The 18,414-nt window shown below is 39.4% G+C and carries 16 protein-coding genes and 1 riboswitch; of the genes, 12 read left to right on the forward strand and 4 right to left on the reverse strand.

The window, feature by feature from the left end; translation table 11 throughout:
* Window positions 1-270: 270 nt before the first annotated feature.
* Window positions 271-422: riboswitch (FMN riboswitch) on the forward strand.
* A gap of 283 nt (window positions 423-705) precedes the next feature.
* From ribD to ribH, 4 genes are read left to right on the forward strand one after another with little or no spacing between them, the layout of a single operon-like run.
* The gene (gene ribD, locus MUN87_RS16235; protein ID WP_244741718.1) at window positions 706-1,797 is read left to right on the forward strand and encodes a bifunctional diaminohydroxyphosphoribosylaminopyrimidine deaminase/5-amino-6-(5-phosphoribosylamino)uracil reductase RibD; all 1,092 of its coding nucleotides are present in this window, start codon (window positions 706-708) and stop codon (window positions 1,795-1,797) included.
* Window positions 1,797-2,429, forward strand: a complete 633-nt coding sequence (ribE, locus tag MUN87_RS16240; RefSeq protein WP_244747992.1) for a riboflavin synthase — start codon at window positions 1,797-1,799, stop codon at window positions 2,427-2,429. Before ribD ends, ribE begins: the two co-directional genes overlap by 1 nt.
* A gap of 11 nt (window positions 2,430-2,440) precedes the next feature.
* Complete coding sequence (locus MUN87_RS16245) at window positions 2,441-3,661, forward strand: bifunctional 3,4-dihydroxy-2-butanone-4-phosphate synthase/GTP cyclohydrolase II (protein WP_244741719.1); 1,221 nt, start codon at window positions 2,441-2,443, stop codon at window positions 3,659-3,661.
* Window position 3,662: 1 nt separating this feature from the next.
* Complete coding sequence (gene ribH, locus MUN87_RS16250; RefSeq protein WP_244741721.1) at window positions 3,663-4,130, forward strand: 6,7-dimethyl-8-ribityllumazine synthase; 468 nt, start codon at window positions 3,663-3,665, stop codon at window positions 4,128-4,130.
* Between the two features lie 63 nt (window positions 4,131-4,193).
* On the opposite strand, the gene amt is transcribed toward ribH, so the two are convergent.
* Window positions 4,194-6,473, reverse strand: coding sequence for an ammonium transporter (gene amt, locus MUN87_RS16255; protein WP_244741722.1), 2,280 nt, complete (start codon window positions 6,471-6,473; stop codon window positions 4,194-4,196).
* A 712-nt stretch (window positions 6,474-7,185) separates the two neighbouring features.
* Here amt and MUN87_RS16260 point away from each other — a divergent pair.
* The 5 genes from MUN87_RS16260 to MUN87_RS16280 all read left to right on the forward strand — a co-directional run bounded on the left by MUN87_RS16260 (window position 7,186) and on the right by MUN87_RS16280 (window position 11,387).
* Window positions 7,186-7,887, forward strand: a complete 702-nt coding sequence (locus MUN87_RS16260) for a class I SAM-dependent methyltransferase (RefSeq protein WP_244741724.1) — start codon at window positions 7,186-7,188, stop codon at window positions 7,885-7,887.
* An 84-nt stretch (window positions 7,888-7,971) separates the two neighbouring features.
* Window positions 7,972-8,859: a TetR/AcrR family transcriptional regulator gene (locus MUN87_RS16265; protein ID WP_244741725.1), complete on the forward strand. Its 888-nt coding sequence runs from the start codon at window positions 7,972-7,974 to the stop codon at window positions 8,857-8,859.
* A 116-nt stretch (window positions 8,860-8,975) separates the two neighbouring features.
* Entirely contained in the window at window positions 8,976-9,461 is a 486-nt protein-coding gene (locus MUN87_RS16270; protein ID WP_244741727.1) for a glutathione peroxidase, read from the forward strand.
* Window positions 9,462-9,891: 430 nt separating this feature from the next.
* On the forward strand, window positions 9,892-10,122 hold the full coding sequence (locus MUN87_RS16275; RefSeq protein WP_244741729.1) for a ferredoxin: 231 nt from the start codon (window positions 9,892-9,894) through the stop codon (window positions 10,120-10,122).
* Window positions 10,123-10,157: 35 nt separating this feature from the next.
* Window positions 10,158-11,387, forward strand: coding sequence for a cytochrome P450 (locus MUN87_RS16280; RefSeq protein WP_244741730.1), 1,230 nt, complete (start codon window positions 10,158-10,160; stop codon window positions 11,385-11,387).
* Window positions 11,388-11,432: 45 nt separating this feature from the next.
* On the opposite strand, the gene trhO is transcribed toward MUN87_RS16280, so the two are convergent.
* The gene (gene trhO / locus MUN87_RS16285) at window positions 11,433-12,407 is read right to left on the reverse strand and encodes an oxygen-dependent tRNA uridine(34) hydroxylase TrhO (protein WP_244741732.1); all 975 of its coding nucleotides are present in this window, start codon (window positions 12,405-12,407) and stop codon (window positions 11,433-11,435) included.
* A gap of 224 nt (window positions 12,408-12,631) precedes the next feature.
* On the opposite strand from trhO, the gene MUN87_RS16290 reads away from it, so the two are divergent.
* On the forward strand, window positions 12,632-12,862 hold the full coding sequence (locus MUN87_RS16290; protein WP_244741734.1) for a hypothetical protein: 231 nt from the start codon (window positions 12,632-12,634) through the stop codon (window positions 12,860-12,862).
* A 30-nt stretch (window positions 12,863-12,892) separates the two neighbouring features.
* On the opposite strand, the gene MUN87_RS16295 is transcribed toward MUN87_RS16290, so the two are convergent.
* The gene (locus MUN87_RS16295) at window positions 12,893-13,762 is read right to left on the reverse strand and encodes an NAD(P)-dependent oxidoreductase (RefSeq protein ID WP_439649632.1); all 870 of its coding nucleotides are present in this window, start codon (window positions 13,760-13,762) and stop codon (window positions 12,893-12,895) included.
* A gap of 118 nt (window positions 13,763-13,880) precedes the next feature.
* Between MUN87_RS16295 and MUN87_RS16300 the strand changes: the two genes are divergently transcribed.
* Together MUN87_RS16300 and MUN87_RS16305 are read left to right on the forward strand one after the other, a co-directional pair.
* Window positions 13,881-14,231 (forward strand): TraR/DksA C4-type zinc finger protein, encoded by a 351-nt coding sequence (locus MUN87_RS16300; protein ID WP_244741737.1) that lies wholly within the window; start codon window positions 13,881-13,883, stop codon window positions 14,229-14,231.
* A gap of 375 nt (window positions 14,232-14,606) precedes the next feature.
* A complete protein-coding gene (locus tag MUN87_RS16305; protein ID WP_244741739.1) occupies window positions 14,607-16,046 on the forward strand; it encodes a carbon starvation CstA family protein in 1,440 nt (479 codons plus the stop codon).
* Window positions 16,047-16,918: 872 nt separating this feature from the next.
* Here MUN87_RS16305 and MUN87_RS16310 read toward each other — a convergent pair.
* A complete protein-coding gene (locus MUN87_RS16310; protein ID WP_244741741.1) occupies window positions 16,919-18,187 on the reverse strand; it encodes a S1C family serine protease in 1,269 nt (422 codons plus the stop codon).
* Window positions 18,188-18,414 lie beyond the last annotated feature (227 nt).

Genomic DNA, 18,414 nt, shown 5'->3' on the forward strand with positions numbered 1-18,414 from the left:
ACAACATTTTTATCACGGCGCTAACCGTCCATATACTCCCAACTTCAAGATTCGAGAGATAAATAAGAAGCAAGAGGGGATAAACGGACGATAACTTCTTGATAAGTTTCGCTAGCAATCAGAGAGGGTCTAATCCCTCACTGATTGAAGTCTCACTTTATTCAGACTTCGTCACTATATTAACACATTTTCCCAACAAATAGTAAAACAAAAACTTTGCAATCCTTTGAATTATTCTATATACTATTTCCATAATAAAATATACGAATAACATTCCTTTGGGGCAGGGTGCAATTCCCGACCGACGGTGATAGAGCAGTTTTACTCTTCAGTCCGTGACCCGGAGCATCTCTAATGGTGTGAAGGTGGATTTGGTGCGAATCCAAAGCCGACAGTTAAAGTCTGGATGGGAAAAGGAAATTGGTGACGTATCGACTTTTCTATGTAAAAGCTTATTTGTCGCGGTTAGTACTGATTCTGCTATTGGAATTGGTTTCTTATGCATACACCGCGAAGAGCAAAGTAGATATCTATCGATTAAACCAAGTACTTTACTATGAATATAAACTCAAGCCCTAGGTCTGTATACCTAGGGCTTTTTCTTATGTATTGAGAATTAAAACCGTACCAAGAATGCACTCGCAAAAAACGAGGCGAATGCCGTTTTTTGATACTTATAACGCTAATCGATGAAAAGGTGATGACATGAAATCAAGCGAAGAATGGATGGAACTGGCCTTACATCTTGCTGAAAGTACCATTGGGCAAACGAGTCCCAATCCATCTGTAGGTGCAGTCGTTGTTAAGGATGGTGAACTGGTGGGTGTTGGCACTCATTTGAAAGCAGGCGAAGCACATGCAGAGGTGCATGCAATTGCACAGGCAGGAGAGAAAGCGGAAGGTGCTGATGTGTACGTCACTCTCGAACCCTGTGCTCATTATGGTAAGACACCTCCTTGTGCAGAACTGCTCGTACAAAGCAAGGTCAAAAAAGTCTTCATTGGCTGCCTGGATCCTAATCCCAAAGTAGCTGGCAAAGGAGTGGCGATACTGGAGGAAGCGGATATCGAAGTGGAGACTGGGGTCTGTGAGCAGCAGGCACTTCGAATTAATCAGCACTTCTTTCACTTTCATCAGAAGAAACGTCCTTTCGTCACTCTGAAGGCCGCAATGACGTTAGATGGCAAGACAGCAACGGTAACAGGTGATAGCAAGTGGATTACGTCAGAGCAGGCAAGAGAAGATGTCCATAAACAACGTCATCAGCACGATGCTATTTTAGTTGGAAAGAATACAGTGAAGCATGATAATCCAAAATTGACAACCCGTCTCCCCGAAGGTGGGAAAAACCCAATTCGTATTATTTTAGATACCCATTTATCACTAGCGGACGGTGATTATCATATTTTTAACCAGGATGCATCGACATGGATAGTTTGCGCGGAACATGCAGACCGGGCAGCATTCCAGAAACAATATCCGCACGTCCGGGTTCTATCATTGCCGCTGGAATCGATAGACATAGCCGAAGTTCTATTCATGCTCAATGAAGAAAAAATTCAATCAATATACGTAGAAGGTGGTGCGAGTATTCACCAATCCTTTCTGCAAAAGAAATTAGTCGATGCCTGTCATTGGTATATCGCACCGAAATTAATAGGTGGTCAAAATGCACAGTCTGTCATCGGTGGACAATCACCGGAGTGGATGAGTGAAGCACACGATTTGACGTTTGTAAGTGTGGAACAGCTTGGACCGGATATTAAGCTTATCGCTATTCCAAAGGAGGAAGCATGATGTTCACTGGCATTGTAGAAGAGAAAGGGAAATTACTTTCGATCATCCAACAAAATCAAGCTCTACAATTAAAAATCGCAGGAAAGAAAGTAACAGCAGATGTTCAGGTTGGGGACAGTATTTCAGTTAACGGGGTCTGCTTGACTGTCACCAGCTATGCCTCGGATTGGTTTACTGTAGATGTGATACCTGAAACGTTTCGTGGTTCTTCGTTAGCAAGGATCCGCACAATGTCTGAAGTGAACTTAGAAAGAGCCATGCATAGTAATGGCCGATTTGGTGGTCACTTTGTCTCTGGTCATGTCGATGCGACAGGCAAAGTCGAACGGACATGGACAGAGGATAACGCGAAGTACTTTTACATTACTGTCACGGATACTCGTTACATTGCCATGAAAGGATCTATATCAGTGGATGGTACATCGCTTACAGTATTTGGGGTTGATGATAAAGGCTTTACCATTTCCTTAATCCCCGAAACCCAACAGGCCACAGTTCTAGGCGCTAAAACACAGGGAGATATTGTGAATGTAGAATTTGATATGTTAGCGAAATATATGGAACGATTATTGGAAACAAGAGATCAACAGACAGGCATTACAGCAGAAAAATTAAGAAACTATGGATTTTAGGAGGTGCTAAGATGAAGCATTCAGTGGAAGCAGCGATAAAAGCACTTCAAAAAGGAGAAATCGTGATTGTCATGGATGATGAAGACCGTGAGAACGAAGGCGACTTTATTGCCCTGGCAGAACATACAACCCCTAATGTGATTAATTTTATGGCAAAAGAGGGCCGTGGCTTAATATGTACTCCAATGACAAAGGACTATGCTGAACGATTTCAATTAGGTCAAATGGTGACAAACAATACGGATGCCCATGGTACCAATTTTACTGTCAGTATTGATTATCATACTACAAAAACTGGTATCAGTGCGCAGGAACGAGCACTAACTGTACAGAAACTCGTCGACCAGACAACAACAGCAGCAGAATTTAAGCGGCCGGGTCATGTGTTTCCGTTAATCGCAAAAAGCGCTGGTGTTTTAGAAAGAACCGGTCATACCGAAGCAGCAATCGATTTGGCACGACTAGCGGGATCACAGCCTGTTGCGGTTATTTGTGAAATTATGAATGAAGATGGTACGATGGCACGGCGAAAAGACTTGGAGAGAATCGCTGCACAGCACGACATGCCAATGATTACGATACAGGAATTAATTCAATACCGTAAACGATATGATCAATTAATTGTGAAGGAAACGGAAATAAACTTGCCCACAGCATACGGTGATTTCAAGCTGGTTGCCTATACTGAAAAATACACTGGTCAAGAGCATTTGGCTCTTTATACTGGTGAATTGCAAGCAGATCAGCCAACGCTAGTCCGTATTCATTCGGAGTGCTTAACAGGTGATGTGTTCGGCTCAGAACGCTGTGATTGTGGACCTCAATTGGAAAAAGCATTAGAGGAAATACAAAAAGCAAAAAGAGGCGTACTGGTATATATGAGGCAAGAAGGTCGAGGTATTGGTTTAGTTAACAAAATGAAAGCATATAAACTCCAGGAAGAAGGCTATGACACTGTGGAAGCCAACCACCAGTTAGGTTTTCCAGATGATCTGCGAGACTATGCGATTAGTGTTCAAATATTAAGGGATTTAGGTGTCGGGAAGTTACATCTATTAACAAATAATCCTCGCAAATTGTCCAGTATGGAGGAATACGGATTAGAATTGGTTGGCCGAAAAGCAATAGAAATCCCCGCCAATAAAAATAATGAAATTTATTTGCGCACAAAAGTAGAAAAATTAGATCATTTATTAAGCGTTACAGGTAATCAAAATGGAGGAGGAATTTAATATGGGAAAAACTTATGAAGGCAATTTAGTCGGTACAGGATTAAAGGTAGGAATTGTTGTAGGCAGATTTAATGAATTTATTACAGGCAAGCTTCTAGCAGGAGCAGAAGATGCTTTGCGTCGTCACGGTGTATCAGAACAAGATGTAGAAATTGCATGGGTACCAGGCGCTTTTGAAATACCATTAGTAGCGAAAAAAATGGCGGAATCAGGAAAATATGATGCGGTTGTTACATTAGGAACGGTGATTCGTGGATCGACACCACACTTTGATTATGTCAGCAATGAAGTATCTAAAGGAGTAGCAAGTGTATCGATGGGCGCAGGAATTCCAGTTATTTTCGGTGTATTGACAACTGATACAATCGAACAAGCCATCGAACGTGCCGGTACAAAAGCTGGAAACAAAGGAGCAGAAGCAGCTATATCTGCAGTAGAAATGGCAAACTTATTGAAAGAAATTGGTTAATACATGACAGTTTAACGGTTCTCTCGTTCTATTATTTCCAGAACAAGAGAACCGTTCTTATTTTTAGCTAGTGGTGAACTTACTCACTTTATTAGATAAAGAGACACTCTGTTCCTTCATTTGAGCGATCCGTTGTGTCATATCTTCAATGGATGCGTCACTCTCTTTCATTTGTTCGAAGATTTTTTCGATTTTCCCGCACATGTTCTGGAAGCTGATCCGCTGTTCCTGCTTGCTATCGAGCATTTCAGAAGTATCTTTACTCATAACTTCTAAATTGTCGGTAAAATGATCGATTACGTGATTAATATCCTGAACTTCTTGATCAATTAGCGTAAATTTTTCCGGCATGTATGTCAATTGCTCAAATAAATTCTGCAGCTGATCATTAAAATCAGAAAAATCGATTTGTCCTTTTTGAATCGTATCTACTGTACCGGTGATAATTTCTTGTATCTCTGTCGTCGAGTGTTTCGACTGCTCTGCAAGTTTTCGAATTTCTTCAGCTACCACAGCAAATCCTTTTCCATATTCCCCAGCGTGCGCGGCTTCGATACTGGCATTTAAAGCTAATAAATTGATTTGTTCTGCAATATCGCGAATAACCTGCATGACAGACCGGCTTTGATTGGAAAACTTCTGAACTTCCTCATTTTGTTGTTGATAATTTCTCATCGTTTCATCTACATTATGATTCATTTCCGATATGTTATCGACGGTTGATTTCACTGATGTCATCTCTTCGGTTAAAATCGATACTTTTTTGCCAACTTGTTCGACTGATGAGAAAAATTGCTGAATAGTAGCGATTACTTCATTTTCCCGTTCTAATTCTAATTCCAGTCGCAGGTCGGTTTCCTGGAATACATCATGTGTCACACCAATAGTTTGAACTTGCTCTTTACTTTCCTCTTGCAAACGGCTTGTCACAAGTATTAAATCATCTGCAGAGTTTTCCACATAATGAGACGCTGTCTTCACTTGTCCAACTAATTGATCGAGTTTATTAATCACTTGATTAAAAGCAATATTCAATTCATATGTGCCTTCACCTGGGTTGGTCTTCATTACTTTGGTTAGGTCTCCAGCAGAATCAGCAATAGCTTGCATCGATTGGATTGTATCAAGCATAGCAATGGATGCGCCATGCTCACTAACATTTAATCCAGCTATTTCTTCATCGGGTTCTGGACGTATTGTCATAAAGAAACCAATGATTTTATAAGCAATAAATCCGAGGACGAAGGCCCAAAGAAACGCTACTCCAACACCTAGACTTTGTATCAAAATTTGGGTCATTCTCGATTCCGCCGGTAACAATGACATGGTGCCGAATAATCCAACAGCAATCGTTCCCCAGGCACCACATACACCGTGAACAGAAATGGCACCTATTGCATCATCGATTTTACAGACGCGATCAATGAAGAGTAAGGAAAAGACAACGAGAATACCTCCGATTGCACCGGTTAACAGTGCCATTAGCGGTGTTAATACAGCGACACCAGCTGTAACAGACACTAATCCAGCTAAGACACCGTTAAGAATATCTTCTACTTTTGGCTGAGAAAAGACAATCCAGCTTGTAATCATCGCAAACAATCCACCAGCTGCAGCGGCGAGATGTGTATTTAAGGCGATAAGAGCGATTGACGTATCTCCTGTAGTCGTGGATCCAGCATTAAAACCGAACCAACCTAGCCATAGGATGAATACACCTAATGCAGCCAAGACGACATTGGAAGGCTTCATTTCATTGACTTTACCATCCTTATATTTACCAATGCGAGGCCCGACGACGATCGCTGCCGCTAATGCGACCCATCCGCCAATGGAGTGTACGACCGTTGAACCAGCGAAATCAACGAATCCTATATTCTCCAGCCAGCCAGCTTGTTCAGGGTTGAGTAGACTGCCCCAAGCCCAGTGACCAAATAGAGGATAAATTAGTAAAACAATAAAAACAGTACCTGCTATGTAAACACCAAATTTAACTCGTTCCGCAATGGTACCTGAAACAATCGTTGCCGCCGTACCTGCGAAAACTATTTGAAAAAATAAAAAGGCCCAATTCCAAGGATCTTCTGCTAACTGATCAAAGAAAAATAAGCTTGTTCCAAACCATCCCCCTGAAGAATGGCCAAACATAATCCCAAAACCAACTAAAGAGAAAACTACAGTAGCGATTAACAAGTCTGCTACGTTTTTGATTGCAACGTTTATAGAATTTTTGGCACGTACAAGCCCTGCTTCTAATGCAGTAAAACCGGCCTGCATAAAAAATACTAAAATTGCAGCGATTGTAATCCATACAAAATTAACATGAAGCTGAATGATTTCCATACGTGTCATCCTTTTCTCTATAAATTCCAACTATATAAGTGGTGAATATGTTCACAATGCAAATCTGATTAAGTAGTCATATAATACTATTTTACTGGAAAAATTGTCATGTTAATTGTTAGATTATTTAACAGTGTTTCGGATTTTTCTGACATCCTTCTTTCTGGCTTTGTTATTTACAGAAGCAGGGAGAAAGCTTGATATTATAGCAAAAAGCATATTGTAAAAAGTTCGGGTATGGCTGTACTTGTGATAATAAAAGAAATGTTTGTCAATTTGACCAAAAAGTAAGACGAAAGACTCCAGGTAGAAAGAATGTTTTTGATTTTTTCTATATTGACATAAAGGGTGTCTTGTTATAAAATTTAGAAAATTTATACAAAAAACATAATGACTGGGAGTGCTAAGGATGTTTACTCACGCGCTAACGGTCCGTAATACCCCCACTGATTGAAGTCTCACTTTATGGAACAGAGAGCTGTCGGCTGGTGCAAGACAGTCCATAAATTCCTAACTCGTCCATGAATGGTAAAGCTGATAAGTAAGGCTTAACGGTTGAACACCGTAACGAAGTCAAAAAAGTGGATTCGTTTTTGAATCAATAGAGTGGTACCACGTAGGTTAACCCTGTCGTCTCTTAGGAGTTGATGGGTTTTTTTATATAATTTAACAATGAAGAAATGCCTGATAATTTTAAAAAGGAGGTACAAACATGCAAAAATCAAATTGGCAGCGACAGGACATTACAGATAACTATTTGGAACAAGTAAGGGGCGGGATTCCATTCGGAGCGGAGCAATCAAGAGTGATGCTTCAAGTAATAGAACATTTTACGCCCAATCCGAGGAAGATTATCGATTTAGGTTGTGGGAACGGTTTTTTGGCTGCATTATTAGTAAGGACTTATCCTGGTTCACATGCTATCCTAATAGATCATTCCAAACCAATGATAGAGGCTGCCAAGCGTCATTTGCATCCCTATAAAGACCGGTGTAATATTTATTATGATGATTTGACCCATTCACTAACACAATATGGTGAGAGAAATTCAATAGATTGTATTGTGTCTGGTTATGCCATTCATCATTTAACGCATGAGAAGAAAAAAGAATTATATCAGGAAATATATGATCTTTTAGCACCTGGTGGTATTTTTATCAATGTCGAGCATACCGCGTCAGCTACAGCTGAGTTGGAGCGATTGCATGATGCATTATTCATTGATCACCTGGCAGTTTGCAATGATAGGGATCGGCAGGAAGTTGCAACTGAATACTATGAGCGTCCGGATAAAGAAGATAATATATTGGAAAGAGTAGATGTACAAGTGAATTGGCTTCGTGACATTGGATTTGATCATGCAGATTGTTACTTTAAATGGATGGAGCTTGCCGTATTTGGTGGGGTAAAGTAGATGCGGGTCATTGTTCTTGAAAACTTTTTCTATTAAACTTATCATGATATACCCTAATAAAAGAGGCAGAAAGAAGGGAGGATCATGATGCGAAAGAAAGATGTTGAGAAAGAAAAACATATATTAGTAACGTCCATGCACTTATTCTCTACCAAAAGTGTTAATCAAATATCGATGCAGGAAATTGCAGATGTATGTGGCGTGTCGAAAGGCAGCCTCTATATGTATTTTAAATCAAAAGAAGATCTGCTTCTGCAAATTTTAAAATACTTTTTTCATAATATGGAAGGACAAATACTTGTTGTGGAATCGGATCACAATTTGTCTGATATGGAGAAGTTTAAAAAAGGCTTAGCAATAAAAATGAATCACTATGTTAAAAATCAGGAGTTTTACAAGCTTCAAAGTAAGGATCTTTCTGGATATGTGAACAACATTATTTATCAATATTTTCGAGGACATAATACGGTCCAGCTTAAATGGTTTAAAAAGTATATAGTAAAAATATATGGTCAGGAAATCGAACGGTATGCGGTGGATGGTGCATTTTTATTAGCAGCAATCATACGTCATTATATGGAATTAATATTTTGGAAACATTTTTCATTGGATGTCGATAGATTAGTAGATTACGCCATTATTCAATTAGAATTTATCCTAAAAGGTATGAACGAAAATACCATGTCTCCCATTATGAATGAAAGCCTTTGGTCATTATACCTAGAAGAAGATAACACTGAAAAGAAACATCCGTTAAAGCTATTAAATAAAATGAAACAACAACTGGAACAACAAGATATCTCAATGGAACAAAAAGAAGAGGCGAAAGCGTCGATAAATGTTATCGAACAGGAACTCACCAGCATTCAGCCACGAAAAGTCATTCTTAAAGGGATGCTGCATAACCTGGCCACAATAGACCTCTTGAAAGAGCATCATCAAAAACTGCAAGAGAGTTTAATGATGGAGTGAATGTAACAAGTGAAAAAATAGTCTGTAGTTTCTGTATCAAAAGGACGATGATTTGAGCAAAACTTTCCAATGTTTAATGCGTTCTATGCTATCCTTTGAATAAGGAGGCGAAGTAAATGTCTATCTATGATATGCAAATTCAAACATCCAAAGGCGAAGAGAAGAAAGTAGAAGATTATAAAGCAAAAGCACTGATTATCGTAAATACCGCTAGTAAATGTGGCTTTACACCGCAATTTGATGGATTACAGGAGCTATATGAAAAATATAAACAAGATGGATTAGAGATCTTAGGATTTCCTAGTAATCAGTTCATGAATCAAGAGCCAGGCTCAAGTGAAGAAGCGGAACAGCATTGCCGACTAAATTACGGTGTTAGTTTCCCGATGTTTGCAAAAACAAATGTCCGGGGAAAAGATGCCCATCCATTATTTAAGGCACTTACAAAAGCAGCCCCAGGTATCATTTCCGATCAAATCAAGTGGAATTTCACTAAATTTCTAGTAGATGAAAATGGAAATGTTGTGAAACGGTATGCACCAAAGACGGAACCAAAAGAAATGGAAAAAGATATTGAAGCACTACTTCATAATAATAGCTAAAGCTAACACCAATCCCAGGGCCTTCCCCTGGGATTTTTGTGTTAAGAAAGCGAAAATAATTAATGCTGAACAAGAAGATGGCTTCTTATAATATGGATTATGAGGCTGAAGCTAGGCTACTACGCGAAATACTTTGCACCGGAAGCCTACTTCGAAGCTTTACTAGAAGACACAGGTGCAGAAGTTGTGGATCTTCAGCGCCTGCTTAATCCCGAGGGATTCTATGTGGTAGGCCTATGCTAGAATTGGGACTCTACAATTTATGTCCATTAGGCCCGTTTTTTCCCCTAGTTCTTTTCTGCTATCCCTTCTGAAGAAATTGCTCCTCAAGTCTGATGCTCATCCAATGTGGAAGTGTTAAGATAAAAATGACTATTAAGTTTTTTAATAGAACGACATAGTCATACATGAATTGATTGGGGGTGCCATTTTGGCATTATATGCAAAGGTCGATGTAGATACATGCATTGGATGTGGTAACTGTGAAGCAATTGCACCAGACATTTTTGACTTAGATGAAGAAGGACTTGCCTTCGTTAAACTGGATGATAATCAAGGTGTAACACCAATTCCTGAAGATCAGGTAGAGGGTTTGAAGGAAGCCGCTGATGAATGCCCTACAAGTTCGATCGTGCTAGAAGAACATCCATTAAAAGACTAAGAAATGATTAAAAATGGAAGGGAGCAAGTACCAAAATGGCAAACAATGTTACACAGCTCGATAAAATAACAAATTTCCAGACAAGATCAGAAGAGTTTTTTCCAATCGAATGGTATACACAAAAACTTGAGGAATCACCTATTTTTTATGATGAAGCGACAGATACGTGGAATGTTTTTAAACACAAAGATGTGACCGAAGTGTTGACTAATTATGAGTATTTTTCCAGTGAAGGAGCTCGTACGACAATACAGGTAGGTTCCAAAAGCGAAGAAGGGGAAGTCCCTGATAAAACAAACCTTAACTTCGCGGACCCGCCCAAACATCGAAAAAGAAGATCCTTACTGCAAGCAGCTTTCACTCCTAGGAGCTTAAAAAATTGGGAGCCGAGAATTCAAGAAATAATCGAAGAATTAGTCGAAGAATTGAAAGAAAAAGAGCAAGTCGATTTGGTTCAAGATTTTGCTGGCCCCATACCGAGCATTGTAATTACTGATTTATTCGGTATTCCTATCACAGACAGAGACCAATTCAAAGAATGGGTAGATACTTTATTTAAACCGATCAGGTCAGAAAATGCGGAACAAATTGAACAGGAAAAACAGCAAGCCGCTATGGAATACTATCAATACTTGTTCCCAATTATTGTGGAAAAGAGACAAAATCTTTCTGACGATATTATCTCTGATTTAATACGAGCAGAAGTAGATGGGGAACGTTTTACAGATGATGAAATCGTTCGGACAACGATGTTACTGTTAGGGGCAGGTGTAGAAACGACAGCACATCTACTCGCTAATACCTTTTATTCCTTGTTGTATGATGATCCATCTCTATATCAGGAATTAAGAGAAGATCCATCATTAGCTCCAAAAGTAACCGAGGAAATGTTAAGATATCGTTTCCATTCTTCTAAGCGAGACAGAACAGTGAAGAAGGATAATCAATTGTTAGGTGTTGATTTAAAAGAAGGGGACTTAGTTGTGGCATGGATGAGTGCTGCCAATCTAGACGAAGAAGTATTTGAGGATCCTCTTCATCTTAATATTCACCGTCCATCCAACAAAAAACATATTACATTTGGCAAAGGCCCGCATTTTTGCATGGGCGCACCACTAGCAAGGTTGGAATCAAACCTTACTTTAACAGCATTTGTCAAAGCATTTTCTAAGATCGAAGCAGTACCATTCAAATTGGAGGACAATCTTGTAGAGTCAGCAACAGGACAGTCTTTAACCCATTTACCAGCAAAATTATATCGATAAAATTCCCAAAATAAAAAATGCACGAGGTTCATCCTCGTGCATTGCTTATTGTTGTGTTACGCCGTCTTCTTTTTCGATGTGATCCAATCGAGCCTGGATTTCATCATCCGAAAGGTTATGTTCGGCAATATAAAGGCTGCGAGGATGAACACGACATTCGTGTGTACAGCCGCGCATATATTTATGCTCATTTTCTTCAGAAGCGAGAATTTGTCGGTTGCATTCAGGATTAGCACAATTTACATAACGTTCACAAGGTGTACCGTCAAAGTAGTCTTTCCCAACCACAACATGTTCTTTACGGTTAACCGGAACAGAAATACGCTCATCAAATACGTATAGTTGACCGTCCCAAAGATCACCTTTTACCTCAGGGTCCTTGCCGTATGTTGCGATACCACCGTGAAGTTGCCCTACATCTTCGAAACCTTGTTCGACCAACCAACCAGAAAACTTCTCACAGCGAATACCACCTGTGCAATACGTTAACACTTTCTTACCTTCTAATTTATCTTTATTTTCTTCCACCCATTGCGGAAGTTCACGGAATGTTTCAATATCTGGACGAATAGCTCCACGGAAATGACCAAGGTCATATTCATAATCATTACGAGCATCCAGGATAATGGTATCTTCACCTTGCATCGCTTCATAAAATTCTTGTGGATTTAAATATTTTCCAGTTGTCTTACGAGGATCAATATCATCCTCCAGACGCAAAGTCACTAATTCCGGTCTTGGACGAACGTGCATCTTCTTAAATGCATGACCATCTGCTTCATCTACCTTGAATGGCATATCAGCAAAACGAGGGTCAGCGTGCATTGCTTCCATGTACGTATTCGTTTGTTCCACAGTACCCGAAACTGTACCATTGATACCTTCATTGGCAACAAGGATACGACCTTTTAATCCTAAGTCTTTACAGAACGCTAAATGTTCTTGCGCAAATCCTTCAGGATCTTCTACTTCTACATATTGATAATACAGTAATACTTGATACTTTTCGTTATTCTCCATTTTTCTACCACCTATCAATTCATATTTGCAAGATATAAATGTGTTTAGGTTGGTGTTATACTTTTATAATCTTGCAAGACAATATTTTACCATGTTTTTATAGTGTAAACAACATTCTTTACATAATTACGAATAATAGGAAGACTGCGAATAGCAAAAGAATTTATTGCAACACTAATAATGACTTCAGACGGTTGGTATCAGGAAATAAGGAGGGGATAAGAATGAGGGATATAGAAAAAGTGAAGTTGTCCATATTCGAATTTCGTAATCGTGATAATGCTTATGATGACCATGTGTTTCAAATAAATGAAATTACAGGCTATGATCAGGAGGGAAATCAGGTTGCCATCGAGGACTTGTTTTTTGAGTATCAATACCACACGATTGAGCAATTGAAGGAAGGGATTATCCATAAACTTGGGGTTGCTAAGCATAATATCGAAATAGAATAAGCACCTGCAAAAGCAGATGCTTTTTGTATCTTATATATCTCCCTCAAACCATTTGATAAGCGCTTGCGTACCGCGGTCTTCTAATCCTTTTTCAGCAAGTTCCTGGTATAACTCAAGGGAAAGTGCCAGTCCTGGTGTTTTTAATCCCATCTCCTGCGCGTTTCTTAAAGCAATGGTCATATCTTTTATGAAATGTTTCATATAGAATCCAGGATCACTGTCTCCTTTGATCATTCGCGGTCCTAAATTGGAAAGTGACCAGCTGCCAGCTGCTCCTGTTGAGATGCTTTTTAATACACGAACAGGGTCAAGTCCTGCCTTTTTGGCATACATGATTGCCTCGGAAACCCCGATCATATTAGAAGCGATTGTAATCTGATTAGCCATTTTTGTATGCTGACCAGCACCAGCAGGTCCTTGCAACACAATATTTTCACCCATTTTCTTAAAAACGGGCAGTACCTCATCGAAATCAGCTTGCTCTCCACCAGCCATTATGGCGAGTGTCCCATTTTTGGCACCGACATCTCCGCCAGACACAGGAGCATCCATGCTGTGTAATCCTTTTTCTTTTGCTTTGCTGTAAATTCGTTCTGCCAGTAGTGGATCAGATGTAGTCATGTCGATTAGGTAAGAACCAGGCTTCGCGTTTGCTATGATACCATTCGCGTCTAAATAGATAGATTCTACATCTTTCGGATAGCCGACCATTGTTAGGACAATGTCTGCTTTTTGTGCTAGCGAAGAGACTGAATCTTCCCAGACAGCTCCTTGAGCTAATAAGGGTTTTGCTTTTTCCTGAGTTCTTGTAAATATGTGAAGATCGAAACCTGCTTCGAGTAAATGAGTCGCCATACTTTTCCCCATAACACCAGTACCAATAAAGCCGATTGTTGTCATCACCATTCTCCTTTATCGATTGTCTTTCTTCTATAGTAACAAAAAAAACGACGAGCATACTAATGATAGTTTTCAATGAATCGATTGCGGGAATAGAAGGACTACAAGGAGGATGATTATGGATCAATCAGTAATAGATAAATGTCTGGCAATATTAGAAGATAGAAAAGCAGAATTGAATGAAGGCGGAGTAGATTTTGATAGTCAGGATCAAACGTTGGAAGAAGAAGTCGGAGAGTTAACCACTTTTGATAATCATCCCGGTGACATGGGAACGGAGTTATACGAAAGAGAAAAAGATCAAGCATTAAACGAACATCAGGAATCGGAATTAAATGAAATTGCCCATGCATTAGCCAAAATAGAAGAAGGTACGTATCATTTGTGTGAAGAGTGTGGCAAAGAAATTAATGAAGATCGATTGCTAGCATTACCGGAAACAAGGTTTTGCATCGACCACGCAGAATAAAAGGGCTCCTAGGTTTAAGAAAGCCTAGGTTTTTTTATCATCAGTCAGAAAAGTATATAAGTACAGCCACAGCAGTCATCATATTGAACATGAAGCTGAGTTCCTATAATATGGATTATGATAACGAAGTCTTTATTTCAAAATGATCGCAAGGCTAGTAAGTATATTACATATCACAGGTAACTTTATTGATACTCATCTCCAGCTATTCCCTTCCTTATCTCGTATGCCATGTATATCCTCAGGACCATTGTTTGTGGGAGTTGATCATTTCCATTAATTGTTAGAATAAAAAGTGCAAAAATCCATTGTAAATGAATTTTAATAAGTTATAATTATTTTGGTAGCGATTTCATCTTGGGAGGGATTCACACAATGGTTACTTTCTTTATTGCTATTGCATTATTAATTATTGGATATTTCACATATGGTAAATTTATAGAGAAGATATTTGATCCGACAGATAAAAGAGATACACCAGCGAATAGTGTAAATGACGGTGTAGACTATGTACCGATGCATAAACAAAAAAATGCGATGATCCAGCTTTTGAACATTGCGGGTACGGGGCCAATATTTGGACCAATTATGGGAGCTTTATATGGACCTGTTGCGTTTTTATGGATTGTTATCGGCTCCATTTTTGCAGGGGCTGTTCATGATTACCTCACTGGTATGATTTCCATTCGTCACAACGGTGCCCATATACCTCAACTGGCGGGTAAATTTCTGGGGGCAGTTTCTCGTCATGTTGTAAACGCATTCTCGTTGTTATTGTTAGTTCTTGTTGGGACAGTGTTTATCACTACTCCGGCATCATTAATAGATATATTGCTTGACGGGAAAGTGGCTTTTGGTGTGATTTTAAGCGGTATTTTCTTATATTACTTCCTGTCTACTATCTTACCAATTGATAAGATCATAGGACGTATTTATCCGGTATTGGGAGCTATTCTACTGCTTGGAACCATATCCATTGGAATTTCTTTAGTGTTTTCTGATTATACAATTCCTGAAATGACGTTGCAGAATTTACACCCTGAGAATTCACCAATATTCCCATTACTGTTCTTTACAATTACCTGTGGGGCATTGTCCGGTTTTCATGCGACACAATCACCGATTATTTCCAGAACCACACAAAAAGAGTCGCAAGGGCGCTATATTTTTTACGGCATGATGATTGCAGAAGGTGTTATCGCTATGATTTGGGCGGCAGCAGCGATGAGTTTGTTTGATGGCCAGACACTAAGTGAAGTAATTGCGACTGGTACAGCATCTGCGGCAGTAAATGAAATCTCTGTTACCTTATTAGGTGCTTTTGCCGGTACAGTGGCGGTTATCGGAGTTATTGTTCTTCCGATTACATCAGGAGATACTGCTTTCCGTGCTGCTAGAACAATTATTGCCGATTATTTAAAGATCGGACAAAGAAGTGTCATGAAACGTTTAATGATTGCGATACCGTTATTTGTAATCGGGTATGCATTAACGAATATTGATTTTAATATGTTGTGGAGATATTTTTCCTGGGCTAACCAATCAACGGCAGTTATTGCGTTATGGATAGCGACAATGTATTTATATATCAAGGGCAAAAATTATGTGGTCTCCTTAGTACCAGCGATTTTCATGTCCTATATGGTATTTGTTTATATATTAAATGCCCAGATCGGATTTAATTTAGATCTAAATCTATCTTTTATCATCGGCATAGTGCTGACGATCGGCTTGACGTATTTATTCTTTAGAAAAGCGAAACGAAATAAAGAAGAAAAAATAGAAGTAGACGAGACAAGTGCTGTCTCTGCTTAAAAAATAGTATCAGGTCAACATTACCAGATCAGTCTCATTCATTAAATAGAGATTGATCTGTTTTTTTATTTGCTTCATACACTTCCGTGACCGCTTCGAAGTATCATTTCACGGGGAATGAGAGGTAAGTTGAAGTGAAGGAGTGGAAGCATACTGCGAAGTAAAAAGACTTTAGCGATGAGATCATTTTGAAATAGATAATGTGCTGGGATACCGCTCCATCCAACCACTCCGCGTCCTGCGGGGCAAGGCTGAAGCTAGGCTACTACACGAATCACTTCTCTGCTGCCTTGCACCGAGGAGGCCTACTTCGAAGCTTTACTAGAAGACACAGGTGCAGACGTTGTGGATCTCCAGCACCTGCACAATCCCGCGGGAGTCTCCGTGGTTCGCCTACGCTAATATTTAGGCTCTACAACTGATGTAGGTTGTAGTATTTTGAGTGTTATTCATAAGCGTTCATCCTACACTACTACTAGAATAATGCCTAGAACTGCTGCTTTTGATTATTGCAACTGTTGTAGCACTTCCCTTAAGCGTAGGAAATAGGCGGAGACTCCCGTGGAATCAGCGCGAGCTGAAGATCCACTTGGAAAAGAAAAGAATTTTCTTTTCCAAGTTAGCTGAAGCCGTGCCCACAGGACGCGGAGCCTATTTCTGGAGCTTTGTTACGCACATTAAAAATATCAAAATGACCAAATTGAAATAAAAGTTTTCCTATTCTTCTGATTCACGCTTTTTCTAGATCTGTTTTAGAAGTTACTTCGCAGTATATCCACACAGCATAAAAGAAAAAAGCCGAGCATAACACATATGTCATGTTCGGCTTTCCATATTACTCGTATACTTTTTTGCAGCAAGCTGTATTTCTTTTACAAATTACCTTGCTCACTTAGGGTCAAGTTGACAGTTTGTTTTTCACCATCGCGATAGAAGGTAAGGCTCACTTCTTCGCCAATTTCCGTTTCATTGTACAGATACGTTTTCAAGTCAAGCATAGACTCTAATTGTTTATCATTGATTGATGTAACAACATCATATTGCTGTAATCCTGCATTAGCGGCTGGTGAACCGGATTGTACCTGAGCTACTACTAATCCATTTTGAACATCTTCACTTAAGTTAAGTGTTTGTTGACGATGTTGTTCTGGCACAGTAGAAAGGTCAACGGCACTAATACCGACAAATGGGCGTACTACTTCTCCTTCAGTTTCTAACTGTTCAATTACCGGTTTTGCATCGTCAATTGGAATAGCAAAGCCAATACCCTCTACTGATTCAAGTGCAATTTTCATAGAGTTAATCCCAATTACTTCTCCTTTACTGTTGATTAATGCACCACCACTGTTACCTGGGTTAATTGCCGCATCTGTTTGGAGAACTTCTGTTGTCCAATCTGGCTGGCTGTCACCATTGAGGTCAACATCTACAGAACGTTCAACTCCACTAATGATTCCTTTCGTTACAGAACCTGCAAAATCTTGACCAAGTGGGTTACCAATCGCGATTGCTGTTTGTCCAACACCTACATCAGAAGAAGAGCCGAGTGTTGCAACGGTCTCTACTTGATCACCAGGGATTTTTAATACAGCAAGATCGGTGAGTTGATCTGTTCCCAGAATTTCAGCTTTTACTTGTTCACCGTTAGTAAGTGTGATTTGTACTTCCTGTGCTCCCTCTACAACGTGATTGTTGGTTACAATATAAGCGGAGTCGCCTTCTTTCTTATAGATAACTCCTGATCCAGTACCGGATGCATTGGATTCTTCCCAGAGATTTACTTGTTGGATGTTGGATACCCCAACTACTGCATCGGATACTTGTTGAATGGCGTTGTTTGTTGTTGCTTCATCTTCTTCATTTGCCATGTTAGTGGTTGGAACGCTTTCTTGATTAGAAGAAGACGATTCGGTTTGCTCCGTAGTATTAGAAGCCACGTCTGTTGTATTACTTTCCTCGTCGTCCAGGATCGAAATAAAAATACCGCCACTAAATAGTGCTACAATAAGTCCACCTGCTACCCCACTAAAAAGCATTTTACTTAAACCAGCATCTTTATTCTTTTTTACATGCATTTCTTTCGCCTGTGGAGCTTGTTGTTCTTGTTCTTCTTGATCGAATCGATTGAATTCATCACTCATATCTATTCACACCTTTCTTGGTTTGGTTAAATGATTTGATATGTTTATTGTACATAAGACTTATGGCATAAAAATGTGATAAATGTAGAATATTTGTGTAAAAATTCATCCAGAATGCCCTATAGATACTCATACCACAGTAAAAACGCAGTAAACATGCATATTTCATTTTTAGTTGTATTTGTGAGAAAATAAGCTTATGATGTTTGCGAGATGCCGAGAAAGGT

It is taken from the genome of Gracilibacillus salinarum, assembly GCF_022919575.1.
GTDB lineage: Bacteria > Bacillota > Bacilli > Bacillales > Amphibacillaceae > Gracilibacillus > Gracilibacillus salinarum.

What these genes read in the sequence shown, in the direction of transcription:
- ribD (WP_244741718.1), top strand. Translation starts at nt 706, where the DNA reads ATGAAATCAAGCGAAGAATGGATGGAACTGGCCTTACATCTTGCTGAA.
- ribE (WP_244747992.1), top strand. Translation starts at nt 1,797, where the DNA reads ATGTTCACTGGCATTGTAGAAGAGAAAGGGAAATTACTTTCGATCATC.
- MUN87_RS16245 (WP_244741719.1), top strand. Translation starts at nt 2,441, where the DNA reads ATGAAGCATTCAGTGGAAGCAGCGATAAAAGCACTTCAAAAAGGAGAA.
- ribH (WP_244741721.1), top strand. Translation starts at nt 3,663, where the DNA reads ATGGGAAAAACTTATGAAGGCAATTTAGTCGGTACAGGATTAAAGGTA.
- amt (WP_244741722.1), bottom strand. Translation starts at nt 6,473, where the DNA reads ATGGAAATCATTCAGCTTCATGTTAATTTTGTATGGATTACAATCGCT.
- MUN87_RS16260 (WP_244741724.1), top strand. Translation starts at nt 7,186, where the DNA reads ATGCAAAAATCAAATTGGCAGCGACAGGACATTACAGATAACTATTTG.
- MUN87_RS16265 (WP_244741725.1), top strand. Translation starts at nt 7,972, where the DNA reads ATGATGCGAAAGAAAGATGTTGAGAAAGAAAAACATATATTAGTAACG.
- MUN87_RS16270 (WP_244741727.1), top strand. Translation starts at nt 8,976, where the DNA reads ATGTCTATCTATGATATGCAAATTCAAACATCCAAAGGCGAAGAGAAG.
- MUN87_RS16280 (WP_244741730.1), top strand. Translation starts at nt 10,158, where the DNA reads ATGGCAAACAATGTTACACAGCTCGATAAAATAACAAATTTCCAGACA.
- trhO (WP_244741732.1), bottom strand. Translation starts at nt 12,407, where the DNA reads ATGGAGAATAACGAAAAGTATCAAGTATTACTGTATTATCAATATGTA.
- MUN87_RS16290 (WP_244741734.1), top strand. Translation starts at nt 12,632, where the DNA reads ATGAGGGATATAGAAAAAGTGAAGTTGTCCATATTCGAATTTCGTAAT.
- MUN87_RS16295 (WP_439649632.1), bottom strand. Translation starts at nt 13,762, where the DNA reads ATGACAACAATCGGCTTTATTGGTACTGGTGTTATGGGGAAAAGTATG.
- MUN87_RS16300 (WP_244741737.1), top strand. Translation starts at nt 13,881, where the DNA reads ATGGATCAATCAGTAATAGATAAATGTCTGGCAATATTAGAAGATAGA.
- MUN87_RS16305 (WP_244741739.1), top strand. Translation starts at nt 14,607, where the DNA reads ATGGTTACTTTCTTTATTGCTATTGCATTATTAATTATTGGATATTTC.
- MUN87_RS16310 (WP_244741741.1), bottom strand. Translation starts at nt 18,187, where the DNA reads ATGAGTGATGAATTCAATCGATTCGATCAAGAAGAACAAGAACAACAA.